24 protein-coding genes and 1 tRNA gene are annotated in these 24,652 nt (G+C 66.0%); 19 read left to right on the forward strand and 6 right to left on the reverse strand.

From position 1 onward, the window contains the following. The 12 genes from NUU27_RS15140 to NUU27_RS15195 all read left to right on the forward strand — a co-directional run. The coding region (locus tag NUU27_RS15140; protein ID WP_257762962.1) for an SPOR domain-containing protein at positions 1-324 on the forward strand (324 nt) is incomplete at its 5' end. A gap of 93 nt (positions 325-417) precedes the next feature. Then, positions 418-1,437: a beta-N-acetylhexosaminidase gene (nagZ, locus tag NUU27_RS15145; RefSeq protein ID WP_257762963.1), complete on the forward strand. Its 1,020-nt coding sequence runs from the start codon at positions 418-420 to the stop codon at positions 1,435-1,437. Positions 1,438-1,498: 61 nt separating this feature from the next. Further along, on the forward strand, positions 1,499-2,308 hold the full coding sequence (locus NUU27_RS15150) for a ScpA family protein (RefSeq protein ID WP_257762992.1): 810 nt from the start codon (positions 1,499-1,501) through the stop codon (positions 2,306-2,308). After that, on the forward strand, positions 2,301-3,038 hold the full coding sequence (gene scpB / locus NUU27_RS15155; protein WP_257762964.1) for an SMC-Scp complex subunit ScpB: 738 nt from the start codon (positions 2,301-2,303) through the stop codon (positions 3,036-3,038). The genes NUU27_RS15150 and scpB overlap by 8 nt, the downstream gene beginning before the upstream one ends. Positions 3,039-3,089: 51 nt before the next feature. Continuing rightward, entirely contained in the window at positions 3,090-4,181 is a 1,092-nt protein-coding gene (locus NUU27_RS15160; RefSeq protein WP_257762965.1) for an ABC transporter ATP-binding protein, read from the forward strand. An 81-nt stretch (positions 4,182-4,262) separates the two neighbouring features. After that, positions 4,263-4,490 (forward strand): twin-arginine translocase TatA/TatE family subunit, encoded by a 228-nt coding sequence (locus NUU27_RS15165; protein WP_257762966.1) that lies wholly within the window; start codon positions 4,263-4,265, stop codon positions 4,488-4,490. 49 nt (positions 4,491-4,539) lie between these two features. Continuing rightward, positions 4,540-5,085: a Sec-independent protein translocase protein TatB gene (tatB, locus tag NUU27_RS15170; protein ID WP_257762967.1), complete on the forward strand. Its 546-nt coding sequence runs from the start codon at positions 4,540-4,542 to the stop codon at positions 5,083-5,085. Next, positions 5,082-5,912: a twin-arginine translocase subunit TatC gene (tatC, locus tag NUU27_RS15175; RefSeq protein ID WP_257762968.1), complete on the forward strand. Its 831-nt coding sequence runs from the start codon at positions 5,082-5,084 to the stop codon at positions 5,910-5,912. The genes tatB and tatC overlap by 4 nt, the downstream gene beginning before the upstream one ends. A gap of 65 nt (positions 5,913-5,977) precedes the next feature. Then, positions 5,978-7,444, forward strand: coding sequence for a serine--tRNA ligase (serS, locus tag NUU27_RS15180; RefSeq protein WP_257762969.1), 1,467 nt, complete (start codon positions 5,978-5,980; stop codon positions 7,442-7,444). A 76-nt stretch (positions 7,445-7,520) separates the two neighbouring features. Further along, positions 7,521-8,279, forward strand: coding sequence for a 5'/3'-nucleotidase SurE (gene surE, locus NUU27_RS15185; protein ID WP_257762970.1), 759 nt, complete (start codon positions 7,521-7,523; stop codon positions 8,277-8,279). Beyond that, positions 8,276-8,929, forward strand: coding sequence for a protein-L-isoaspartate(D-aspartate) O-methyltransferase (locus tag NUU27_RS15190; RefSeq protein WP_257762971.1), 654 nt, complete (start codon positions 8,276-8,278; stop codon positions 8,927-8,929). Before surE ends, NUU27_RS15190 begins: the two co-directional genes overlap by 4 nt. 166 nt (positions 8,930-9,095) lie before the next feature. Then, positions 9,096-10,619, forward strand: a complete 1,524-nt coding sequence (locus NUU27_RS15195) for a peptidoglycan DD-metalloendopeptidase family protein (protein WP_257762972.1) — start codon at positions 9,096-9,098, stop codon at positions 10,617-10,619. Between the two features lie 121 nt (positions 10,620-10,740). Here NUU27_RS15195 and NUU27_RS15200 read toward each other — a convergent pair whose 3' ends face one another. Beyond that, positions 10,741-11,619: an ATP-binding protein gene (locus tag NUU27_RS15200; protein WP_257762973.1), complete on the reverse strand. Its 879-nt coding sequence runs from the start codon at positions 11,617-11,619 to the stop codon at positions 10,741-10,743. A gap of 306 nt (positions 11,620-11,925) precedes the next feature. Between NUU27_RS15200 and yajC the strand changes: the two genes are divergently transcribed. From yajC to NUU27_RS15225, 5 genes are all read left to right on the forward strand, one after another. Then, on the forward strand, positions 11,926-12,270 hold the full coding sequence (gene yajC / locus NUU27_RS15205; protein WP_257762993.1) for a preprotein translocase subunit YajC: 345 nt from the start codon (positions 11,926-11,928) through the stop codon (positions 12,268-12,270). A 63-nt stretch (positions 12,271-12,333) separates the two neighbouring features. Beyond that, entirely contained in the window at positions 12,334-14,901 is a 2,568-nt protein-coding gene (gene secDF, locus NUU27_RS15210; RefSeq protein ID WP_257762974.1) for a protein translocase subunit SecDF, read from the forward strand. Next, complete coding sequence (locus NUU27_RS15215) at positions 14,901-15,290, forward strand: Mth938-like domain-containing protein (protein ID WP_257762975.1); 390 nt, start codon at positions 14,901-14,903, stop codon at positions 15,288-15,290. Before secDF ends, NUU27_RS15215 begins: the two co-directional genes overlap by 1 nt. A 1-nt stretch (position 15,291) precedes the next feature. Further along, positions 15,292-16,134: a phytoene/squalene synthase family protein gene (locus tag NUU27_RS15220; RefSeq protein WP_257762976.1), complete on the forward strand. Its 843-nt coding sequence runs from the start codon at positions 15,292-15,294 to the stop codon at positions 16,132-16,134. A gap of 78 nt (positions 16,135-16,212) precedes the next feature. Then, positions 16,213-17,970: a DUF4153 domain-containing protein gene (locus NUU27_RS15225; RefSeq protein WP_257762977.1), complete on the forward strand. Its 1,758-nt coding sequence runs from the start codon at positions 16,213-16,215 to the stop codon at positions 17,968-17,970. A 30-nt stretch (positions 17,971-18,000) separates the two neighbouring features. Here the strand turns inward: NUU27_RS15225 and trmFO are convergent, their stop codons facing one another. Continuing rightward, a complete protein-coding gene (trmFO, locus tag NUU27_RS15230) occupies positions 18,001-19,404 on the reverse strand; it encodes a methylenetetrahydrofolate--tRNA-(uracil(54)-C(5))-methyltransferase (FADH(2)-oxidizing) TrmFO (RefSeq protein WP_257762978.1) in 1,404 nt (467 codons plus the stop codon). A gap of 560 nt (positions 19,405-19,964) precedes the next feature. Next, positions 19,965-20,105: a DUF1127 domain-containing protein gene (locus NUU27_RS15235; RefSeq protein WP_007008226.1), complete on the reverse strand. Its 141-nt coding sequence runs from the start codon at positions 20,103-20,105 to the stop codon at positions 19,965-19,967. Between the two features lie 344 nt (positions 20,106-20,449). On the opposite strand from NUU27_RS15235, the gene NUU27_RS15240 reads away from it, so the two are divergent. Then, a tRNA-Leu gene (locus NUU27_RS15240) sits at positions 20,450-20,534 on the forward strand. Between the two features lie 89 nt (positions 20,535-20,623). Further along, the gene (tig, locus tag NUU27_RS15245; protein WP_257762980.1) at positions 20,624-22,060 is read left to right on the forward strand and encodes a trigger factor; all 1,437 of its coding nucleotides are present in this window, start codon (positions 20,624-20,626) and stop codon (positions 22,058-22,060) included. Between the two features lie 101 nt (positions 22,061-22,161). Here the strand turns inward: tig and radC are convergent, their stop codons facing one another. From radC to sfsA, 3 genes are all read right to left on the reverse strand, one after another. Further along, positions 22,162-22,914, reverse strand: a complete 753-nt coding sequence (gene radC / locus NUU27_RS15250; protein ID WP_257762981.1) for a DNA repair protein RadC — start codon at positions 22,912-22,914, stop codon at positions 22,162-22,164. Positions 22,915-23,064: 150 nt separating this feature from the next. Continuing rightward, the gene (map, locus tag NUU27_RS15255; protein ID WP_257762982.1) at positions 23,065-23,892 is read right to left on the reverse strand and encodes a type I methionyl aminopeptidase; all 828 of its coding nucleotides are present in this window, start codon (positions 23,890-23,892) and stop codon (positions 23,065-23,067) included. 52 nt (positions 23,893-23,944) lie between these two features. After that, complete coding sequence (gene sfsA, locus NUU27_RS15260) at positions 23,945-24,646, reverse strand: DNA/RNA nuclease SfsA (RefSeq protein ID WP_257762983.1); 702 nt, start codon at positions 24,644-24,646, stop codon at positions 23,945-23,947. Positions 24,647-24,652: the final 6 nt, after the last annotated feature.

Below are 24,652 nucleotides of genomic sequence, written 5' to 3' on the forward strand. Positions count from 1 at the left end.
GCCTCCGCTCCCGTCCAGGCGCCAGCGCCCGTCGCCCAGCAGCCGGCCGCTCCGGCGCCGGTCGCCCCCAGCGCGGCGGCGGATGGCTGGTCGGTGCAGATATCCTCGCAGCCGACCGTGGAGAGCGCGCAGAAGTCCTATCAGGACATGGCGCAGCGCTACGGTAACCTCTTGACCGGCAAGGGCGTGAACATCGTCAAGGCCGAGATCGCCGGCAAGGGCACCTATTACCGGGTGCGTGTGCCGTCGAGCTCGAAGGACGACGCCATCAGGCTCTGCTCGCAGCTCAAGGCGGCCGGCGGGAGCTGTTTCGTCTCGAAATAACCTTCCGGACCGGGTCCTGTGAAGCCGCCGCCCTCCGCGGCGGCTTTCGTTTGGGTGCTTTCCGGTGCCGATCGAGGGAGGTATCCTCGTTTCATGAACGAATCAAAAGCAATGATCCTCGGCGCCGCCGGCACACGCCTGACGGCGGATGAAATCGCCTTCTACCGGGACGAGCGCCCCTGGGGCTTCATCCTCTTTGCGCGCAACGTCGCCGAGCCGGCGCAGCTCTGTGACCTCGTCGCGTCGATGCGCGACAGCGTCGGACGGGCGGATGCGCCTGTGTTCATCGATCAGGAGGGGGGCAGGGTGCAGCGGCTGCGCCCGCCCATGGCGCCCGATTACCCGAATGCTGCCGAGCTTGGCGCGATCTATGCGCGCGACCGGGAAGCGGGGCTGAGGGCAGCCTGGTTGATGTCGCGCCTGCACGCGATGGATCTGGCGCGCTACGGGATTACGGCCGATTGCCTGCCGGTGCTCGACGCGCCGGTGGCCGGCGCGCACGACGTGATCGGCAACCGCGCCTATGCGAAGGATCCCGAGGTGGTGATCGAGCTCGGCCGGGCGGCGAGCGACGGCCTCATGGCGGGCGGCGTGCTGCCCGTCATGAAGCACATGCCTGGGCATGGCCGGGCCTTCGCCGACAGCCACAAGGCGCTGCCGGAAGTGTCGGCCACGCTCGATGAGCTCAGGGCGCATGATTTCGTGCCCTTCAAGGCGCTGCGCGACCTGCCGATGGCGATGACGGCGCACATCGTCTATCGGGCGATCGACCCGGACCGGCCGGCAACGACCTCGCCGACCGTGATCGGCAAGATCATTCGCGGGGAGATCGGCTTCGACGGTCTTCTGATGAGCGACGACGTGTCGATGCACGCACTTTCTGGGGATTTCGCCTCCCGCGCCGAAGCAATCCTTGCGGCGGGGTGCGATCTCGTCCTTCACTGTCATGGTATCATGCCGGAAATGCAGGCGGTGGCCGAAAAGGCGCCCGAATTGTCGGGCAAGAGCCTGGAACGGGCGCGGCGCGCATTGTCGCTGCTGGCGCCACGAGATGATATGGAGGAGACGGTGGCACGCGCGGAGTTCGCGCGATGCTTCGAGGCCGTCGCCTGATGACAAGGGTTGGTGAGGCTTGGCCCAGAACGTCGAGAAAAAGACCGTCAAGCCCATTCCCATGGACAAGCTGTGGGATGAGGGCGCCCAGGAAGAGCGTGGTGTTTCCGAACCCGCGCTGACGGTCGACGTCGCCGGTTTCGAAGGGCCGCTCGATCTACTCCTGCATCTGGCGCGCACCCAGAAGGTGGATCTGGCGCGCATCTCGGTTCTCGCCTTGGCCGAGCAATACATCGCCTTCATCGAGCGGGTGCGCGAGATGCGGCTCGAGCTTGCCGCCGACTATCTCGTCATGGCCGCCTGGCTCGCCTATCTCAAGTCGCGCCTGCTGATCCCTAAGAAGAGCGAGGACCAGGAACCGTCGGGCGAGGAGATGGCGGCCCTTCTGCAGTTCCGCCTGAAGCGGCTCGAGGCGATGCGCGATGCGGCGGCGCGGCTCGTCAACCGCAACCGGCTGGGGCGCGACGTTTTCGCGCGTGGCATGCCGGAGCCGATCATCGTGGCCAAGCAGAGCGCCTTCAGCGCCTCGCTCTACGATCTCCTCACCGCCTATGCGGCGCAGCGGCAGCGGCGCGCCGTCACCAATGTGCGCATCGCCAAGCGCGGCGTGTGGTCGCTGAAACAGGCGCGCGAGATCCTGGTGCGCATGATCGGCGAGTTTGGCGACTGGACGGTGCTTGACCAGTTTCTCATCCGCTACATGACGAGCGGCGAGGAACGGGCGACGGCGATCGCCAGCTCCTTCGCAGCCTCGCTGGAGCTGGTGCGCGAGGGGGCGCTCGAGATCCGCCAGCAGGAGGCTTTCGCCCCCATCTACATGCGCAAGGGCAAGGCGGTGCCGGCCAATCTGTTCGAGGCGGCGGATGAGTGAAGGCGGCAACGTGATTTCCTTCGTCAACGGCGAGGGCGACGAAGGCATCAAGGCGGCACCTGTGCCGACCGGGCGTCTTTCGCTCGACGAGGTGAAGCGGATGGCCGAGGCGATCGTCTTCGCCAGCGCCGAGCCGGTGTCCGAGAAGGCCCTTGCCGCGCGGCTGCCCGACGGCGTCGACGTGGGCGAAACCATGGAGGCGCTGCGCTCCGATTACGAAATGCGCGGCGTCAACCTCGTCCGGATCGCCGATTGCTGGGCTTTCCGGACGGCGAGCGACCTGTCCTTCCTGATGAACCGCCATGCCGTCCAGCAGCGCAAATTGTCGCGGGCGGCCCTCGAAATGCTGGCCGTGGTCGCCTATCACCAGCCCGTCACGCGGGCCGAGATCGAGGAAATCCGCGGCGTGGAGACCTCCAAGGGCACGCTCGACATCCTGCTGGAAACCGGCTGGGTGAAGATGCGCGGCCGTCGCCGCACGCCCGGACGCCCCGTCACCTACGGCACAAGCACCGAGTTTCTCGACCATTTCGGCCTTGAGGAGCTGCGCGATCTGCCGGGCATCGAGGAGTTGAAGGGAGCCGGGCTCCTGTCGCCGCGCATGCCCTCCAACTTCGCCGTGCCGCAGCCGATGACCGATCCCGATGTCCTGACGGAGGACGAGGATCCGCTGACGGATATCGATCTGGAGGAACTCGGTCTGTTGACACCGCTCGCCCAGGATGATTGACGAGACCGTGGCCACGCGGAGCGTCCGCGATCCATCCAGGGAAATCGGTGAATGAACGGTCAGAAGCAGAGTTCGGCACGGGTGACGGCCGGCGTCAGCTTCGCAGCGCGCTTGTCCTTCGAGGACATCGGCCACAGCTATGCTTCCGGTGCCGAAACGCTGCGCGGCGTGTCGCTGGCTGCCGAGCCGGGCGAGGTGCTGTGCCTGCTCGGCCCGTCCGGGTCCGGCAAGACGACCCTGCTGCGGATCGCCGCCGGCATCGAGACGCAGCGCGCCGGGCGGGTGCTCCTCAACGACCGGGTGATCGCCGGTCCCGGCGTCTTCCTGCCGCCCGAGCAGCGCTCGATCGGCCTCGTCTTCCAGGATTTCGCGCTCTTTCCCCATCTGACGATCCTCGACAATGTCCGCTTCGGCCTCACGGCGCTGTCGCCGCAGGAGGCGCGACACGAGGCGATGATCGCGCTGGAGCGGGTCGGGCTCGAGGCATATGCGGGCGCCTATCCGCATGTTCTGTCGGGCGGCGAGCAGCAGCGCGTGGCGCTGGCGCGGGCGCTCGCTCCGCGTCCGGCGGTGCTCTTGATGGACGAGCCCTTCTCGGGGCTCGATTCACGGCTCAAGGACACCGTGCGCGCCGAGACGCTCGACATCCTGCGGCAGAGCCGGGCGACGGCGATCGTCGTCACGCATGATGCCGAGGAGGCGATGCGCATGGGCGACCGCATCGCCCTTTTGAAGGACGGGCGGCTGGTGCAGGCGGGAACGGCCGAGGATCTTTACCAGAGCCCGGCCGATCTGTTCGTCGCCGGCTTCTTCTCCGAGCTCAACGAATTTCCCGGAAAAGTGTCGGGCGGGGCGGTGGAAACGCCGCTCGGCCGCTTCGCGGCGCGCGGGCTTGCCGACGGGCAGGAGGTGACCGTCGCCGTGCGCCTTTCCGGCTTCCTGGTCAACCAGCAGGCCGGCGCCATTCCCGCCCGTGTCGTCTCGCGTCGCTTTCTCGGCGTGGTGGAGCATTTAGAGCTTGCGGTTCCCGGCGCGGACAGGCATGTCCGGGCGCGGGTGCGCTGTGGCCATCTGGCGCCGAGGGTGAGGGATATCTGGATCGACATCGTGCCGTCGGACGTGCTGGTGTTCGCGCGACGCTGATTTGAAGCATCGGGCGTTTGAAACATCGGGCGAAAGCGCATAAATCACTTCTCAATGGCAACTGGCAAAAGAGACTGACCAATGGGTTCCTTTTCAATCTGGCACTGGCTTATCGTGCTCGTCGTCGTGCTGCTCCTGTTCGGGCGCGGCAAGATCCCCGAGTTGATGGGCGACATGGCCAAGGGCATCAAGAGCTTCAAGAAGGGCATGTCGGACGACGACGAGGATGCGGCGGCAAAGACCGTCGAGCACAAGTCCGACGAGCCGGTCAACAGCACGACCAAGTCGAACAAGAAGAAGGCCGGCTGATCCGTTCCCGCACGGTTTGCCGCGTTCCTTGTCCCTCATTCGGTGACCCATGTTTGACATCGGCTGGCCAGAAATGCTGGTGATCGCCATCGTCCTGATCGTCGTGGTCGGGCCGAAGGACCTGCCGCGCATGCTGCGCAGCTTCGGGCGCACGACCTCGAAGCTGCGCGCCATGGCGGGCGATTTTCGCAAGCAGTTCGACGAAGCGCTGAAGGAAGCCGAGCTCGACGATGTGAAGAGCCTGGTGGACGACGCACGCAAGCTCGACCCGCGCAACGAGATCAAGAAACACCTCAACCCGATCGAGAAGGTCGGGCAGGAGATCCGCGCCGGGCTCGACGCGGCGATGAAGCCGGATGCGGCCAAGGGCGGTGAGCCTGCCACGAGCGAGACGCACGCGGCGGCACCCGTGAAGGGTGGGGCGACGCAGATGCCGGGCGAGACGCCGGCCGAGGCGGCCAAGCCCGCCGCCAAGGCGAAGGCGCCGGCCAAGCGGAAGGCGCCGCCGGCCAAGAGCAGCTCAGTGAAGACTCCGGCCGCCAAGGGCGGTGCCGCGCGGCCGGCCGGCAAGAAGAGCAGCGGAGCCGCATCGTGAGCGCCGACGACAAAGACGACATCGACCAGTCCTCGGCGCCCCTGATCGATCACCTGATCGAGCTGCGCTCGCGTTTGATGTGGGCGATCGGCGGGTTCTTCGTCGCCTTCCTGGTCTGCTTCTTCTTCGCCAAGCAGATCTTCAATCTCCTGGTGATCCCCTTCCAGTGGGCGACGCAATGGGCGGGGCTCGACGCGAGCAAGGTCGACCTGATCTACACCGCGCCGCAGGAGTTCTTCTTCACGCAGATCAAGCTCGCCATGTTCGGCGGCCTGGTGCTGGCCTTCCCGATGATCGCCATGCAGGTCTACAAATTCGTCGCGCCGGGGCTCTACCGGAACGAGCGGCGCGCCTTCCTGCCGTTCCTGATCGCCTCGCCGATCCTGTTCCTGATGGGCGCGGCGCTCGTCTACTTCTTCTTCACGCCGATGGTGATGTGGTTCTTCCTGTCGATGCAGCAGGTGGGGCCGGACAATGCGGTGCAGATCTCGCTGCTGCCGAAGGTCTCCGAGTATCTCGGCCTGATCATGACGCTGATCCTGTCCTTCGGCCTCGTCTTCCAGCTGCCGGTGGTGACGACGCTGATGGCGCGGGTGGGGCTGCTCACCTCGCAGGGGCTCGCCGACAAGCGCAAATATGCGATCGTCGCTGCCTTCATCGCCGCCGCCATCCTCACGCCGCCGGATCCGGTCAGCCAGATCGGTCTTGCGCTTCCCACCATCCTTCTCTACGAGATTGCCATCTGGGCCGCCCGCATGGTGGAGCGCAAACGCCGCGAGGAAGAGGCTGCGCGCGACGCCGACGAAGCGGACCAGCCGACCGCCTAGGCTGAAGGCAATTCCTGTCGCTGTCGGGCGGTTGTTCGCAATCTCTCCGCGATTGGAAACCTGCCATGCTCGACATCAAATGGATTCGCGAGAACAGCCAGGCGCTTGACGCGGCGCTGGAAAAGCGCGGCGCGGATCCTGAAAGCCAAAAGCTCCTGGCGCTCGACGAGGCGCGCCGCCAGCATCTCACCGGGCTGCAGGAGGCGCAGGAGCGCCGCAACGCCGCCTCCAGGGAGATCGGCAAGGCGATGGCCTCCGGCGACAAGGATCTGGCCGAGAAGCTGAAAGCCGAGGTGGCGGCGCTGAAGGGCTTCGTTCAGGACGGCGAGGCCGAGGAGCGGCGGCTCGACGCTGAATTGCGCGACGCGCTGGCGCGCCTTCCCAACATCCCGCTCGACGACGTGCCCGTCGGCGCCGACGAGAACGACAATGTCGAATTGCGCAAGGTCGGGCGGCCGAGCCGCGCCAACTGGTCGAAGGAGCATTTCGAGATCGGCGAAGCGCTCGGGATGATGGATTTCGAGCGCGCCGCAAAGCTCTCCGGCGCCCGCTTCACGGTGCTTTCGGGCGGGCTCGCCCGGCTGGAGCGCGCGCTCGGCCAGTTCATGCTCGACCTGCACACCACCGAGCACGGCTACACGGAAGTGCAGCCGCCGCTGCTGGTGCGCGACGATGCCATGTTCGGCACCGGGCAGTTGCCGAAGTTTGAGGAGGATTTGTTCCAGACACTTCGTCCTGCTTCTGTTGGCGAACGATTCGCAAGTCACTTCGTTAAGCTTGGTGGAATGGAGCTTGCACGAGGAATAACGCAGAAGGTTGAGAGTGGCACATCTATTGTTGAGATCAACAAATGGTTGGCTACTTCCTCCTTTGTAGCCGATTTGGTTCAGCAGGCTGGAGAGCAAGCTGCTTTAGATCCATTTGAGCGGCATTGGCTGATCCCAACCGCCGAGGTCTCGCTCACCAATCTCGTGCGCGAGGAAATACTCGATGGCGAGAAGCTGCCGCTGCGCTTCACCGCGCTCACGCCGTGCTTCCGCTCGGAGGCGGGATCGGCCGGGCGCGACACGCGCGGCATGCTGCGCCAGCATCAGTTCTACAAGGTGGAGCTCGTGTCGATTACCGATGCCGAGACCTCCATCGCCGAACACGAGCGCATGACCGAGTGCGCCGAGACGGTTCTGAAGAAGCTCGACCTGCCGTTCCGCACCGTGGTGCTGTGCACCGGCGACATGGGGTTTGGCGCGCGCAAGACCTACGACATCGAGGTCTGGCTGCCGGGGCAGAACGCCTATCGGGAGATCTCGTCCTGCTCGGTCTGCGGCGATTTCCAGGGCCGGCGCATGAATGCGCGCTACCGGGTCGCCGGCGAGAAGCAGCCGCGTTTCGTACACACGCTGAACGGCTCCGGCACGGCCGTCGGCCGGGCACTGATCGCGGTCATGGAGAATTATCAGAACGAGGACGGCAGCATCACCGTGCCGGATGTGCTGCGTCCTTATATGGGAGGCGCGGAGAAGATCGGCGGATAGGGGGGCTCGCCCCCGCTCTCCCGGCGGCGATGCCGGATGGCGATTTGATTGAACGAGACGGTTGAAGGACAAGACATTGCGCATTCTCTTGACGAACGACGACGGCATCCATGCGGAGGGGCTGGCGGCGCTCGAGCGGATCGCCCGGACGCTTTCTGACGACGTCTGGGTGGTGGCGCCCGAAACCGACCAGTCCGGTTTCGCCCATTCCCTGTCGCTCTCCGAGCCGTTGCGGATGCGCAAGATCGACGATCGCCACTTCGCGCTGCGCGGCACGCCGACGGATTGCGTGATCATGGGCGTGCGGCGGGTCATGGACACGCCGCCGGATCTGATCCTGTCGGGCGTCAACAACGGCACCAACATCGCCGACGACGTGACCTATTCTGGCACGGTGGCCGGCGCCATGGAGGGGACGCTGCTCGGCATCCGCTCGATCGCCTTGAGCCAGGCCTACGACGTGTCCGACGAGGGCCGCTACGTTCCCTATGCGACGGCCGAAGCGCTCGCTCCGCCCTTATTGAAGAGGCTGCTCGAGACCGCGCTGCCGGAAGGCGTGTTCCTCAACATCAACTTTCCCAACTGCGCGCCGGAAGAGGCCAAGGGGACGCGCGTGACCGTGCAGGGCAAGCTGGTCCATGGCCTGTGGGTGGAAGAGCGCCACGACGGGCGCAATTTTCCTTATTACTGGCTGCGTTTCGGGCGCAAGCAGCCCGACATTCGCGCCGGCAGCGACCAGGCCGCCATCCGCGACGGCTATGTCTCGGTGACGCCGCTGCATCTCGACCTCACCGCGCACGAGGTGCGCGACCGGCTGACCAAGGCGCTCGCATGACGGGCAGCGAGCAGGAGCGCGAGGGCTTCGCCGCGTTCATGCTGCGCATGCGTGCACGCGGGCTCGTCAGCAAGGAATTGTTCGCGGCGATGGAGGCGACGCCGCGCGGCGACTTCGTCCCGCCCGAGTGGCGCAGCCTCGCCTGGTCCGAACGCATGTTGCCGATCGCCTGCGGCGAGAGCATCGAAGGGTGCGATCTGCAGGCGCAGGTGATCGAGGCGCTGGAACTGTCCGCCGGGCACCGGGTGCTGGAAGTGGGCGTCGGCTCGGGCTTCACCGCGGCGGTGATCGCGCGGCTCGCCGGCCGCGTGCTGACGCTCGACCGTTACAAGACGCTTTGCGCGCAGGCGCAGTCGCGCTGGGAGCATCTGGGCCTTTCCAACGCCGTCGCCCGGCAGGCCGACGGCCTCGAAGGTGCCGCCGCGGACGGTCCGTTCGATCGCATCGTGGTGTGGGCGGCCTTCGACGAACTTCCGCGCCGCTTCGTCGACCAGCTGGCGACCGGCGGCATCATGATCGCGCCGATCGGTCCCGGCGAGGAGGTGCAGACCATGGTGAAGCTCACCAAGGTCGGCAGCCGATTCGAGCGGGTGGATCTTGCCTCCGTGCGCCTGCAGCCGCTGACGAAGGGCGTTGCCGAGGCGATCTGAGCGGTGGTTTCGCCGCGGCATTCTGCAGTCGGGTGAGACCGCTTTTCCCCGCGCCCCTGGGGCATGCGACAGGGATTCCAACAATTTCCGGTCGGCTCTTAACCGCTGAGTAACATTAACGCGATCTAATTGTCCGTGTTCAGGTATCGGGTACGCGGGTAGTCACATGCGTTGCATCACACGGAAATTCGAGCGCGCGCTGGTGCGCGGGGCGGCGGTCATCCTTGTCGGCGGCGTGGCGGCGGGCTGCAGTTCCGATGTCTCCCGCTTCAAGGCCAGCGATTTCGCCAACGGGCGTTCCACCAACCGCGCGGTCGCGATGGCGCCGGCGAGCCAGCCCTATCCGGGCGACACGGGCTATCAGTCGGGCGGTCTCGACACCACCTATACGGGATCGGTCAACCGGCAGGCAGTGCGGCCGGGCGGCCTGGTCGGCGGCGTCCAGCCGCAGCCGCTGCCGGCGCCGGGCACCTATGGAACGCAGCAACCCCTGGCGTCGACGCCGGCGGCCTCCGCCGCGCCGATCCAGCGCCAGCCGATCGCCGCCCCCACCAGCAGCGCTGCCGCTCCGGCGGCGGTGCAGCGTCCTCCTCTCGACCAAAGCTCCACCGGCTCGGTGGCGCAGCAGAAGCAGAGGGGAACCGTCATCACCGTTCAGGAAGGGGAGACGGCCTACAATCTGTCGCGCCGCTTCAGCGTGCCGGTCTCGGCGATCCTCAGCGCCAACGGCATGAGCAGCGCCGCCGAGCTGAAGGCCGGCCAGCAGATCGTCATCCCAACCTATGTGTATTCGCGTCCGGCACCCGCTTCGTCTTCCGGCGGTCAGACGCAGACGGCAGCGCGCGAAACGGCCCCCAAGGCGCCGGCGCCGCAGCCCCAGCAGCAGGAGCGCCTCGCCGTGCTGCCGCAGACGCCCAAGCCGCGTTCGCGGCCGGCTCCGGCCGAAACCAACACGGCGGCGAGCAACACCAATGCGGGCCAGGTCGGCGCGGGTGGCAGCTACACCGTCGTGTCCGGCGACACGCTCTACGGCATCGCCCGCAAGACCGGCGTCAGCGCGGCCAACATCAAGGCGGCCAACAGCCTCGGCGACGGATACCTCCAGGTCGGCCAGAAACTCGTCATTCCGGCGGGCCAGGTCAGCCAGCCGGTCCAGGTGGCCGCGGCGCCGAAGCGGGTCGACACGACGACGACGAGCGCCACCACGCGTGCGCCCGAACCCGCCGCCGCGACGGCGCAGGCCCCTTCCAGCGGTGGAACGCAGGTCGCCGCCGTCGCCAGCGACAACAGCGCCGTGGCGCCCGATTCGACGGGCATCGGCAAGCTGCGCTGGCCGGTGCGCGGGCGGATCGTTTCCGAGTTCGGCAGCGCCGCCGGTTCGGCACGCAACGACGGCATCGACATCGCGGTACCTGCCGGAACGCCGGTCAAATCGGCGGAGAACGGCGTGGTGATCTATGCCGGCGACGGGCTGAAGGAGTTCGGCAACACGGTGCTGGTGCGTCACGACGACGGCATGGTGACGGTCTATGGTCACGCCAGCGCGTTGCGCGTCAAGCGCGGCGACAAGGTCAAGCGCGGGCAAGAGATCGCCCTGTCCGGCATGAGCGGCAATGCGGACAGCCCGAAGCTGCACTTCGAGGTGCGCAAGGACGCCACGCCGGTCAATCCGACCGGCTATCTCGAATAGGGTTTCGAATAACGAAAAAGAGAAGCGGCCCGCCAGACCTCCGGTCGGACCGCCCCTTTAACCCGCCCTTCGGGGCGGGTTCTTTATTTTGCCTGCAGCGTCTCTGAAGCTGTGCATCGGGTCAGTCGTCCAGCCGCTGGCCGAGCCGGCCGGCGAGATCCTGGATGTATTGCCAGGCGACGCGGCCCGAACGGCTGCCGCGCGTCGTCGCCCATTCCAGGGCATCGGCCTTGAGCGCATCGGCCTCCATGACGAGGCCGTAGTGATGCACATAGCCGTCGATCATCGCCAGATAGTCGTCCTGCGAACATTTGTGGAAGCCGAGCCAGAGGCCGAAACGGTCCGACAGCGACACCTTCTCCTCAACGGCCTCGGACGGGTTGATCGCCGTCGAACGCTCGTTTTCGATCATGTCGCGCGGCAGGAGATGGCGGCGGTTGGAGGTGGCGTAGAGAATGACGTTTTCCGGCCGGCCCTCGACGCCGCCGTCGAGCGCCGCCTTCAGCGACTTATAGGACGTGTCGTCGTGATCGAAGGACAGATCGTCGCAGAAGAGGACGAAATGGAACGGCGCCGGCTTGAGAAGCGCCATGAGACGGGGCAGGGTCTCGATGTCCTCGCGATGGATCTCGACCAGCTTCAGCGGCTGCCCGTCCTTGCCGGCCCTGCGGTTCACGTCGGCGTGGACGGCCTTCACCAGAGAGGACTTGCCCATGCCGCGCGCGCCCCACAGGAGCACGTTGTTGGCCGGCAGAGCGCGCGCGAAGCGGTCGGTGTTGTCGGCCAGGATGTCGCGCACCCGGTCGACGCCGCGGATCAGCGCGAGCTCGACGCGGTTGACCCTTGCCACCGGCTGCAGGACCCCGCTCTCGGCCTGCCAGACGAAGCAATCGGCCGCATCGAAGGCCGGAGGAGGGGGGCTCACAGGCGTCAGGCGCTCCACGGCGGCGATCAGGCGGTCGAGCTTTTCGGACAGCGCTTCGATGCTTTTGTCGGGCATGATACGTCCTCGGTCTTTGACTGCAGCGCCATGCGTCCGTTCGGCGCTCAATCTCATTGTTTTCCGCATTTATGCGGAGGTCGGGTGAGTCCACCTGATTGCAAAATGCCATAGCGGTATTGCGTACCGTACGGTACGGTTCTGTCACACAGCCCGTCGATTTGCAAGCCGCCGGCGATGCAAAGCGGTACGGTGTGCGAAGTGCGGTGCAACACGCCCGCGAATGGTTGCAATGAAGGGGCGAAAGTCTATATTCCGGCCACATTTGTGACGAGCCGGCCCGCCGGCGCATTTCAGGAGTTTGTGATGTTCATAACCCCGGCATACGCCCAGGTTGGCGGCGGCGCGACGCCCGATATTTTTGTCAGCATCCTGCCGTTCGTGCTGATTTTCGTGATCATGTACTTCCTCATCATCCGGCCGCAGCGCCAGCAGATGAAGAAGCGCACGGAGATGCTCTCTGCCGTCCGCCGTGGCGATACGGTGGTCACAGGCGGCGGTCTGGTCGGCAAGGTCACCAAGGTGATCAACGACACGGAAATCGAGATTGACCTCGGCGGCGGCAACAAGGTGACGGCCGTTCGCTCCATGCTCGCCGATGTGCGCGTGAAGGGCGAACCGGTGGCGGACAACACCTCCGCCAAGAAATAACCGTAATATGACGTGATTGCGGGACGGGCCGTTCGTCGGCCCGACCCCAACCGACGAGGCCCCATGCTACATTTCTCGCGCTGGCAAACGATCCTCATCTGGCTGGCCGTGGCGCTCGGCGTCGCCTATGCGGCGCCGAACATCATTCCGGCTTCCTACCTTTCCTCCATGCCGAGCTGGGCGCCCTCGCGGCCGATGACGCTGGGCCTCGACCTGCAGGGCGGCTCGCACATCCTGCTGCAGATCGAGAAGAAGGAGCTGGTCGACGAGCGCATCGTCGCCACGCGCGACGATATCCGGCGGCTCCTGCGCGACAAGAGGATCGGCTATACGGGGCTCACCGGTTCCGGCCGGAGCGTGCAGGTGCGTGTCCGCGACACCGCGCAGGTCGAGGCCGCCAGGGAGGCCCTGCGCGAGCTGACGCAGCCGATCGCCTCGGGCCTGTTCAGCGGCGGCTCGGTCACCGAGCTGGAGCTGACCGAGCCTGAGCCGGGCCTGCTGCGCTTCACGCTCACCGAGGAAGGCATCAATTACCGCGTTTCGGCTGCGCTGTCGCAGTCGATCGAGGTGGTCAGCCGCCGCGTCAACGAACTCGGCACGACGGAGCCCGTCATCCAGCGCCAGGGCGACGACCGCATCCTGGTGCAGGTGCCGGGCCTTGAGGATCCGCAGCGCCTGAAGGACATTCTCGGCCAGACGGCCAAGCTGACCTTCCAGATGGTCGACCAGTCGGTTCCGGTGCAGGAGGCGATCAACGGGCGCCCGCCGATCGGCACCACCGTGATGTATTCGACCGACGATCCGCCGGTTCCCTATCTCATCGAGGACCGCGTCATCGTCTCGGGCGAGAACCTGGTCGACGCCCAGGCCACCTTCGACCAGCGCACCAACGAGCCGGTCGTCAGCTTCCGTTTCGACACCAAGGGTGCCACGCGCTTCGGCCAGGCGACCCAGCAGAATGTCGGCCGGCTGTTCGCCATCATTCTCGACGACCAGGTGATCTCGGCGCCGCAGATCCGCGAGCCGATCCTCGGCGGCACCGGGCAGATCTCGGGAAGTTTCAGCGTCCAGAGCGCCAACGACCTTGCCGTCCTGCTGCGCGCCGGCGCTCTGCCGGCGACGCTGACGGTGATCGAGGAACGCACCGTGGGTCCCGGCCTCGGGCAGGACTCGATCGATGCGGGCAAGGTCGCCTCGCTGATCGGCGCCGCGCTCGTCATCGCCTTCATGGTCGCCGCCTATGGCCTGCTCGGCGTGTTCGCCGTCGTGGCGCTCGCCGCCAATGTGACGATGATCATCGCCATCCTGTCGGCGCTCGGCGCCACGCTGACCTTGCCCGGCATCGCCGGCATCGTGCTGACCATCGGCATGGCGGTCGATTCCAGCGTCCTGATCTTCGAGCGCATCCGCGAGGAGAGGGCCGGCGGCCGCTCCCTGGTGCAGGCGGTCGACACGGGTTTCTCCAAGGCGCTGGCGACCATCATCGACGCCAATGTGACGACGCTGATCGCCGCCATCATCCTCTTCTACCTGGGATCCGGGCCCGTGCGCGGCTTTGCCGTCACGCTCGCCATCGGCATCGCGACCACGGTCTTCACCGCCTATACGCTGACCCGCTGGATCGTCGCCGACTGGGTGCGCCGCCGCCGACCGAAGAACCTGCCGCGCGCGCCCATCAAGCTGGTGCCGGACGAGACGCGCATCGGCTTCATGAAGCTGCGCCGCATCACCTTCACCCTGTCCGCCCTTGCCTCCATCGCGGCGGTGGTCCTGTTCATGACGTTGAACATGAACTATGGCATCGATTTCCGCGGCGGTTCCTCGATCGAGGTGCAGTCGCGCCAGGGGCCGGCGGATCTGGCCGACATCCGGGCACGCCTGTCCGGCCTCAATCTGGGCGAGGTGCAGGTGCAGGAGTTCGGCGATCCGCGCGAGGTGCTGATCCGCATCCAGGCACAGGACGGCGGCGAGAACGCCGAGCAGTCCGCCATCACCAAGGTGCGCGGCGAGCTTGAGGAGGCATACGACTTCCGTCGTGTCGAGGTGGTCGGACCGACCGTTTCCAGCGAGTTGGCGCGGGCCGGCACGATCGCCGTTCTGGTCTCGCTGCTGGCGATCCTCATCTACATCTGGCTGCGCTTCGAGTGGCAATTCGCCGTCGGCGCCATCCTCGCCACGCTGCACGACGTGATCATGACGGTCGGGTTCTTCGTCATCACGGGGATCGAGTTCAACCTGACCAGCATTGCGGCCATCCTGACCATCGTCGGCTATTCGCTCAACGACACGGTGGTGGTGTATGACCGCGTGCGCGAGAACCTGCGGCGCTTCAAGAAGATGCCGCTGCCGCAACTGCTCGATCTGTCGATGAACCAGACGCTGTCGCGCACGACGATGACCTCGCTGACGACGCTGCTGGCGCTCGCCGCGCTGTTCATCTTCGGCGGCGAGGTCATCCGCTCCTTCACCGCGGCGATGATCTTCGGCGTCGTGATCGGCACCTACTCGTCGATCTTCATCGCCGGCCCCCTGCTGATCCTGTTCCGCATGCGCGCCACCGGCACGCAGGCGGACACGACCGGCGAGGACGAGACCGGCGGGGAGAACGCCGGGCAATTGCCGGCCAAGTGATGGCGGCCGGCCTGCAGATCCGCGCGGCCCACTTTCCCGGCCGCGCGCCCATCGATGCCTATGGCAATGGCGGCTTCCGCTTTGCCGACATGTCGCATCGCGGCTCTATCCTGTGCCTGCCGTCAGGCATTCACGGCTGGGATGCGACGGCGTTCGACGGCTTGGGCGAGGGCGATTTCGCAAGGGTGCTCGACGAGGCAGGCTCCTTCGACATCCTGCTGGTCGGCACCGGCCCCTCGCTTCTTCCGATGCCGGCGCCCCTGCGCAAGCGGCTTCGGGAGGCCGGGGTCGCGGTGGAGACCATGTCGACCGGGGCGGCCGTGCGCACCTACAACGTGCTTCTGGCGGAAGACCGCAGCGTGGCTGCGGCGCTGATCGCCGTCGACTGATATGGAAAGCGATCCGCATTACGCGATGTCGGTGGTGCGCGAGGCGGACGCGGATCGCTATATCTCGGTCCTCTACGCGCCGCAGGACAAGCGCGCGGCGCTGTTTGCCCTTTATGCCTTCAATGCCGAGCTTGCGGGTATCCGCGACCGGGTCAGCGAGCCGCTGCCGGGTGCCGTGCGGCTGCAGTTCTGGCGCGACGTGCTGACCGCCGGGGCAGCCTCCGAAACCATCGAGGGCGCGCCGATCGCGGTCGCCTTGCTGGAGGCGGTCCGTGCGTTCCGGCTGCCGGTGCAGCCGTTGCTCGACCTCATCGACGCGCGCGAATTCGATCTCTACGACGACCCGATGCCGAGCCGCAACGACCTTGAAGGGTATTGCGGGGAGACTGCTTCGGCTCTCATCCAGATGGCCGGGCTGGTGCTGGATGCGCCGGCGGCCATGCGCATGGCGGAGCTTGCCGGGCATGCCGGTTGCGCGCAGGCGATCGCCGGCCTGCTGCGGCTCTTGCCCATCCACCGCCGGCGCGGCCAGTGCTATGTGCCGGCCGATCTTCTGCAGGCTGCCGGCACAAGCCGCGAGGCACTCCTGGTGGGTGAGGAGGGTGCGGCGCGCGCGGTGGCGGCGATGGTGGCGCTGGGGCGCGATCATGCCAGCCGTTTCGAGGAGGGGGCGAGGGGCCTGCCGGCCGCGCTGCGCCCGGCTTTCCTGCCGGCGGGGCTGGCGCGCGCCTATCTCGATCGCATCACCGGCAAGGAGGCGAAGGCGCTAGACAAAAGCCTGACCATCCCCCAATGGCGCAAACATTGGCTGATGTTCAACCGGGCCATGCGCGGCTGGAATTGACGGCTGAGCCGGCGCCACATTCACGCCCGGTTCGCAGTGCCTGCGGCGATGGCCGCTCGATCTTGAAGGAGCAGGACCTTGGCTTCACCGATGCAACAGGGGATCGAACCGTCGGGCTGGCGCACGGCGCTCGGGGAGATGATCGCCGCCGCCGCCGACGCCCTGCAGCGTTTCCCGCTCACCGCGCTCTTTCTCGTCCTCGCCGCTCTCGATGCCAATCTGCTGGTGGCGAATCTCGATCCGTTCCCGCCCGAATTCCTGAGCCGATCCCGCCAGGAGGAGCTCGTCCTTGCCTTGATCGCGGCGGCGCTCGCCTCCTACGCAGCCACTCTTTTCGTCGAAGCCAGGCGCGGCGCTCCGTGGCTGCGGCTGGCGCTTGCGCTGGGGGCGGGGATCGCCGCTTTCGCGATCATGTGGCCGTCGGGCGGCAGCCACACCATCGAATGGGCTTTCCTGGCCGCGCTCGCCGGCCTGGTGCCTGTCGCTCCCTTCATCGGGCGCGGCGGCAGCGGCTCCTTCTGGATGTTCGGCGCCCGGCTCGTCTTCGCGGCGGCGCTCTCGGTGGCAGCCCTGCTGCTGTTCGGTGGCGGCATCTCGGCGATCCTGGCAAGCCTGACCTATCTGTTCGGCATTCCTGTGCCGGACGACCTTTACCAGCATACCTGGATATCGATCGGCCTGTTCGTGGCGCCGCTCTTCGGCCTGGGGCAGACGCCGCGCGAATTCGACACGACGCCGGGCGATCTGGAGGCCGGTTTCATGAACCGCGGCATGCGGGCGCTCGGCGATTTCGCTGCCGCGCCGCTGCTGCTCGTCTATGCGATCATCCTGCACTTCTACGCGCTCAAGATCGTCGTCACGCAGAGCGTGCCGCAGGGCCAGATCGGCTGGCTGGTGCTCACCTACGGCTCCTGCATCTTCGGCACGCTGATCCTGTGCCGGCCCTTCCTCGATAGGGCGAGGGCACCGACGCGGCTCTTCATGCGGCTGTGGCCGCTGCTGCTTCCCGTGCCGCTGGCGCTGCTCTTCTACGCTTTGACGCTGCGCGTTGCCGCCTACGGCATCACGCCCGAGCGCTTTCTCCTCGGCCTGTTCGCGGCGGTGACAGCGGTGCTGGTGCTGGCGCAGCTCTTTCCGCGCCTGCGCGGCGACACGCGGCTGATCGCCGGGCTGCCGGTCGCGGCGCTGCTGTTTGCGAGCTTCGGTCCGCAGGGGGCCGAGCAAAGGGCGATCGTCAGCCAGTCACAGCGTTTCCTGGCGCTGATGAAGGAGCAGCCCGTCGACGAGGAGAGGAAGCGGCAGGCTCTCGATGCATTGCGCTTCCTGTCCGGACGGCAGGCGTTCGACAGGGTGCGGCCCGACGGGATCGAGCGTGGGGGCGCAAAGGACACCTATCACGACATTGCACGCGCCTGGGGCCTCGATCCCGACCTGACCCCGGTATCGGCCGACAGGATCGTCCTGTTCAATGCCCAGCAGCCGAATGCATTTGCGTTCTCGGGCTTCGATCTGGGCATCCAAGGGGTGCAGCTAAATGCGGCGGGCAGGCAACCCGTGATGGTCGCACTTGACGATGGCCGTAATCTGACGCTGGCGCTCGGGAACGATGCCTTCGAGATCGGTATCGGCGACGAGTCGGCGGTTGCCTTCCCGATCTCCGAAGAGATGATCAGGTCCTATTCCGTCGGCAATGGCGGGAAAGGCGGGGTCCTGAGGCTGGAGGCGGAAGGCCGCGCCGTCCTCGTGGTGCCTTACTATCTCTATGCGGACATGAACCAGGAACCGCGCCTGAAGACGGTCTCCGGCGCGCTTCTTCTGCGCCGCGCGGACTGGTGACGGCAGGTTCCGCGGCGCCGATCATGCGCCTCATTCGGCGGCGATGCCCACGGCCTCTCCGGCAAGCCAGCGCTTGCAGTCGGCCAGGGCGCGGGCGCTCATCGCCCGCTTCTTGGCCAGCGTCTTCTCCTTGCCGCGCAGGCGCTTTCCTTCCTGCTTCGGCGCTTCGATGGGCGGGAACAGGCCGAAATTGACGTTCATCGGCTGGAAGGACCGCTTGCCCGGCTCGTCGTCGGAGAGGAGGTGGCCGCCGGTGATGTGGTTGAGCAGAGCGCCGAAGGCGGTGGTCGCCGGCGGCGGGGCGAGGGGGTGGCCAAGGCGCGCGGCGGCGGCGAAGCGGCCGGCGACAAGCCCCATCGCGGCGCTCTCCACATAGCCCTCGCAACCGGTGATCTGGCCGGCAAAGCGCAGGCCGGGGCGAGCCTTGAGCTGCAACGTGCCGTCGAGCAGGGCCGGCGAGTTCAGATAGGTGTTGCGGTGCAGGCCGCCGAGCCGCGCGAATTCAGCGTTCTCGAGGCCCGGGATCATGCGGAAGATGGCCGTCTGTGCGCCGTATTTCAGCTTCGTCTGAAAGCCGACCATGTTGTAGAGCGTGCCGAGCGCGTTGTCCTGGCGGAGCTGGACGACGGCGTAGGGCTTCTCGTCCGGCTTGTGCGCGTTGGTGAGCCCCATCGGCTTCATCGGTCCGTGGCGCAGCGTCTCGGGCCCGCGTTCGGCCATCACCTCGATCGGCAGGCAACCGTCGAAATAGGGCGTGCCCTCCCATTCCTTGAACTCGGTCTTGTCGCCGTCGAGCAGGGCCTGGATGAAGGCCTCGTACTCGGGTTTGTTCATCGGGCAGTTGATGTAGTCCTTGCCCGTGCCGCCGGGGCCGACCTTGTCGTAGCGCGACTGGAACCACGCCACGTCGAGGTTGATCGTGTCGAAATGGACGATGGGGGCGATGGCGTCGAAGAAGGCGAGCGATTGCGAGCCGGTGGCTGCCGAGATGGCCTCCGCCAGCGACGGCGCCGTCAGCGGGCCCGTGGCGATGATCGTCTGGTCCCAGTCCTCGGGCGGCAGGCCGGTGATCTCGCCGCGCTCGATGGCGATCAGGGGGTGCGCCTCGAGGGCCTCGGTCACCGCTTGCGAAAAGCCTTCGCGGTCGACGGCGAGCGCTCCGCCGGCCGGCACCTGGTTGGCATCGCCGGCGCGCATGATCAGCGAAGCGGCAAGCCGCATCTCGGCATGCAGAACGCCGACGGCGTTCGTCTCGGCGTCGTCGGAGCGGAAGGAGTTGGAGCAGACGAGCTCCGCCAGCCCGTCCGTCTTGTGCGCGTCGGTGCCGCGCACGGGGCGCATCTCGTGCAGGACGACCGGCACGCCGGCTTCGGCCGCCTGCCAGGCGGCCTCGGAACCGGCGAGCCCGCCGCCAATGATGTGGATCGGTTTCATGGCAAGGGACATAGGCCGCGGCGGGTTGGAATGCAACGTCTCGCCTGCCGACGAGGGCACCCATTCCGGGCACGCGGGCGGGTGTGGAAAGGCAAAAAAAACAACACCCGCCGAGGGAGGAGGTTCGGCGGGTGTCGTTTTGGGTGACCGGCACTTTGGGAGGAGGAGGTTGCCGGTCTTCTCCGTCAGGATCGGGAGGAGGTAATCCTGACGAAACTCTCAAATCTGTCTCGCGACAGCACTCCATGTAGGAAGCCACCGCTGGAAAACAACACCCGCCGAGGGAGGAGGTTCGGCGGGTGTCGTTTTGGGTGACCGGCACTTTGGGAGGAGGAGGATGCCGGTCCTCTCCGTCGGGATTGGGAGGAGGTAATCCCGACGGAAACTCTGAAACTCATGTCCGGGATGCGCCTTGAGGCTGCTTCACCGGGGAAACGACACCCGCCGAGGGAGGAGGTTCGGCGGGTGTCATTTGAGTTGGTCGGCAATTGGGAGGAGGAGGATGCCGACCGTATCCGCGAGAATTGGGAGGAGGTAATCCTCGCGGAATTCCTGAAACCTTAGAGCGACTTGCGCGCCACGAAGGGGATGTCGCCGCGCGAGATGCCGAGATCGTTCAGCTCGCGGTTGGACAGGCGGCTCAGCTCGGTGACCGTCTGACGGTAACGGCGCCAGTTGCGGTAGTTGCGGATGATGTTCATGTCAGTGCTCGCTTCGTTAAATCGTGAATTCGTCTTGCGACGAGGAGATAGTCTCATCGCGGGGTGCTTTGAAGTGCCAATGTTGCATGCCAGCATTGCGTTTTGTGCAATGCAACATGACCTTTTTGCGGCTGCAGCATGGCGAGCCGATCAAGCCGGCTTGCGGGCGGAGCACAGCCCCTCGGCGGGGAGCGGGAATGCCGTGCGCCGGCCGTGCCGGCCACTCCCGCCCGCAGGCAGCAAAAAAGCCCTGAAATTTGCCAATTTCTCTTTGATAGAGTGGGTGCAGGTGATATAGAACCCCGCGCTTTCGGAAGCTTGAGGCATTTCTCCGGTTTCTCGAGGCGGGTGTGGTGGAATTGGTAGACACGCAGGATTTAGGTTCCTGTGGCGCAAGCCGTGGGGGTTCAAGTCCCTCCACCCGCACCAGAAGGGCCAATTCCCGGCACGAATTCCCCGACAGGTGAGCGTTGGGCGCCGTGAAAGCGGCGATGCAAGCGAATACAAAGGTTTGATGGATGCAGGTAACCGAGACTCTTAATTCAGGGCTCAAGCGCGAACTGAAGGTCACCGTCCCGGCGAAGGACATGGAGGCGCGCCTCGCGCAGCGTCTCGACGATGCCAAGGGCAAGGTGAACCTCAAGGGCTTCCGGCCGGGCAAGGTGCCGGTCCAGCATCTGCGCCGGGTCTACGGCAAGTCGTTCATGGCCGAAGTGGTCAATGAGATCCTTTCCGACACGCAGAAGCTTCTTTCGGAGCGCGGCGAGAAGCCGGCCATGCAGCCGGAAATCTCGATGACCGAGGACGAGAAGGAAGCCGAGAAGGTTCTGGCCGGCGACGCCGACTTCGAATTCTCCATGTCCTACGAGGTCATTCCGCCGATCGAGCTGAAGGCCTTCTCCGACATCAAGATCACGCGCCAGGTCTACGACGTGCCGGACGACGAGGTCGAGGAGCAGGTCAAGCGCGTTGCCGACTCCGCCCGCACCTACGAGGTGAAGAAGGGCAAGGCGGCAGAGGGCGACAAGGTCAAGATCGACTATCTCGGCAAGATCGACGGCGAAGCCTTCGCCGGCGGCGCCGCCGAGGATTCCGAAGTGGTGATAGGCCTCAACCAGTTCATCGCCGGCTTCGAGGAGCAACTCGTCGGTCTGAAGGCCGGCGACGAGACGACCATCAAGGTCACGTTCCCCGAGGAGTATGCCGCCGAGCATCTGGCCGGCAAGGAAGCCGCGTTCGACATCAAGGTCAAGGAAGTCTCCAAGCCCAACGAGCTGGAGATCAACGACGAGACCGCCAAGATGCTCGGCCTCGAATCGGCCGAGAAGCTGCGCGAGATCGTGCGCGGCCAGCTTGAGAACCAGTTCGGCCAGGTGACCCGCCAGAAGGCGAAGCGCCAGATCCTCGACGCACTCGACGAAGCCTATAAGTTCGAGGCGCCCTCGCGTCTGGTCGAGGCGGAGTTCAACAACATCTGGGGCCAGGTCACCCGCGACCTCGAGAGCGCCGGCCGCAGCTTCGAGGATGAGGAGACGACCGAGGAGGAGGCGCGCGAAGAGTATCAGCGTCTCGCCGAGCGCCGTGTCCGTCTCGGCCTCGTGCTCTCCGAGATCGGCGAGAAGGCCGGCGTGCAGGTGAGCGACGAGGAGATGCAGCGCGGGCTGATCGAATCGATCCGCCGCTACCCGCCCCACCAGCAGCAGGAGATCTACGAGTTCTACCGCCAGAACCCGCAGGCCATGGCCAACATCCGTGCACCGCTGTTCGAGGAGAAGGTCATCGACCATCTGCTCGGGGAGATCTCGGTCGACGACCAGAAGGTGTCGCGCGACGAACTGATGGCCGACGACGAGGACGAGGCAGCGGAGAAGCCGGCAAAGGCCGAGAAGGCCGCAGCCAAGAAGAAGGCGGCGCCGAAGAAGGCCGCCGCCAAGAAGAAGGAAGAGGGCGCGTAAGCCGCTGCTTCCTCATGACAGGAGTCAAAAGGCCGCCCATCTGGCGGCCTTTTTCATTTCCATAGCGCCATGTGTCTCGTTGCCGGGAATCCCGACAAGGCTCAGAAGAGCTGCAGGCCCTTGAAGCTCACATGGCCGCTCTTGCCGACGATGATGTGATCATGGACCGTGATGCCGAGCGGCGTCGCGGTCTCGACGATGGTCTTGGTCATCTCGATGTCGGCCCGCGAAGGCGTTGGGTCGCCCGAGGGGTGGTTGTGCACCAGGATGACGGCGCTCGCCGAGAGCTCCAGGGCCCGTCGCACGATCTCGCGTGGATAGACCGGAGTGTGGTCCACCGTTCCGGTCTGCTGCACCTCGTCGGCGATGAGCTGGTTCTTCTTGTCGAGAAAGAGAATGCGGAACTGCTCGCGTGTCTCGAAGGCCATCGCGGCGTGGCAGTAGTCGATCACCTGCGACCACGAGGACAGGATCTGGCGCCCATGCAGCCCGCTCTTGAGCATGCGCTGGGCGAGGGCAGCCACAAGCTTGAGGTCGCGCGCGGCCGCGTCGCCGATCCCCTTCACTTCGCTCAACAGGTGTTCCGGCGCGCCCAGAACCTCGGCGAGCGAACCGAAGCGCTTGATGAGCGTCTTGGCGGGCTCCTTCGTGTCGGCGCGGGGTATAGCGCGGAACAGGAAGAGTTCCAGGAGCTCGTAATCGGAGAGCGCTGCAGCGCCGGCCTCCGCGAAACGCTGCCGCAGGCGATCCCTGTGGCCGTGATAATGCGGTTTTTCCCTGCTTTCCCGCTCCGGAACCGATGGCGCCTCACCGAAAAAGCCGCGCTCGTCCCTGTCCTCGTCGTTCTTGTCCATGTCGTCCGCCCGCCCTGGACGGCCTTGCAGCCGTTCCCCCCGCTGCATCGCGCAAAGACTGCAAGGGATTCTTGCAGGCGCGATGAGCAATTGCATACCCCGCAACGGCCCCGGCCATCCGACCGGCGGCGCGATGCCGCAGGGAAAATATTATGCGGGCAAGCCCGGCCGGTCGAGCCCTGTCGGCGAGAGGGTGAAGATTTCGCAGCCGCTCTCCGTCACGCCCACCGTGTGCTCATATTGTGCCGAGAGCGAGCGGTCACGCGTGACGGCGGTCCAGCCGTCCGACAGGACCTTCACATGCGGCTTTCCCAGATTGATCATCGGCTCGATGGTGAAGATCATGCCGGGGCGCATTTCCACGCCCTCGTTGGAACTGCCGTAATGCAGGATGTTGGGCGCGTCGTGGAACAGGCGTCCGACGCCATGGCCGCAGAAATCGCGCACGACGGAGCAGCGCTCTCCCTCAGCATAGCTCTGGATCGCCGCACCGATCGCCCCGGTGCGAGCGCCCGGCTTGACCGCGGCGATGCCGAGCATCAGGCATTCGTGGGTCACTTCGAGAAGCCGCTCGGCGGCCCGCTTGATGGTCCCGACGGGATACATGCGGCTCGAATCGCCGTGCCAGCCGTCGAGGATGTAGGTCACGTCGATGTTGACGATATCGCCTTCGCGCAACGGCTTCTGGTCGGGAATGCCGTGGCAGACGACGTGGTTGATCGAGGTGCAGGAGGACTTGGTGTAACCGCGATAGTTCAGCGTCGCCGGGATTGCGCCGTGGTCCATGCCGAACTCGAAGACGAAACGGTCGAGCGCCGCGGTCGTCACGCCCGGCGCGACCATCGCGGCCAGTTCGTCGAGGCAGCGTGCCGTAAGGTTGCAGGCCTTGCGCATCCCTTCGAAGGCGGCTTCGTCGTAGAGGCGAATCTGTCCGGTGTTGCGCAGCGGGGCGGTGTCGGCGTCGAGATAGGTGACCATCGTTTCAGTCGTCTAGCGTGTCGTTGTGGAGCGATGCGTGATCTTGCTGGTTTCAGGCGACAATGTCTATCGCGCTGTGCGGCACGATCGCCGTCGGGCTGATGTGGCATTTGACGGCGCAGGCTTCAACCCCCGCGTCGCGGGCGCGGCGAAAGGCTGCCTCATAAGTGGGGTCCAGATCATCGCACAGGCGGAAGCGGTCGCAGTCGCTTCGCTGGACGAGGTAGATCATGATCGCCCGGTGGCCGGCAGCGCACATCCTTGCCAGTTCCTCCAGATGCCGGGTGCCGCGCGCCGTTACCGTGTCCGGGAATTCCGCCAGCCCGGCCTGGCGCATGAAGTGGACGTTCTTCACCTCCACATAGGCCGAAGGCCGCCCGGGATGCTCCAGCAGCATGTCGATGCGCGAGCGTTCGCCGTAGCGCTGCTCGCGCCTGATGGTCGCGTAATCGGCCAGGTCCGCGACGAGGCCGGCGCCGATCGCCTCCTCGGCGAGGCGGTTGGGCAGACCGGTGTTGATGCCGACCAGCGTGTCGTCCGCTTCGACGATCTCCAGCCGGTGGGCATATTTGCGCTTGGGGTCGTCGGAGCGCGACAGATAGACCCGCGAGCCGGTCTGCGTCAGGCCGAGCATCGAGCCGGTGTTGGGCACGGACACGGTGATGTGGCTGCCGTCCGCCAGCACGACGTCGGCCAGGAAGCGCTTGTAACGGCGGATCAGTCGGGCTTCGATCAGCGGTTCGGAAAACTGCATGCGGGC

This window comes from Nitratireductor sp. ZSWI3 (assembly GCF_024655565.1).
GTDB lineage: Bacteria > Pseudomonadota > Alphaproteobacteria > Rhizobiales > Rhizobiaceae > Nitratireductor.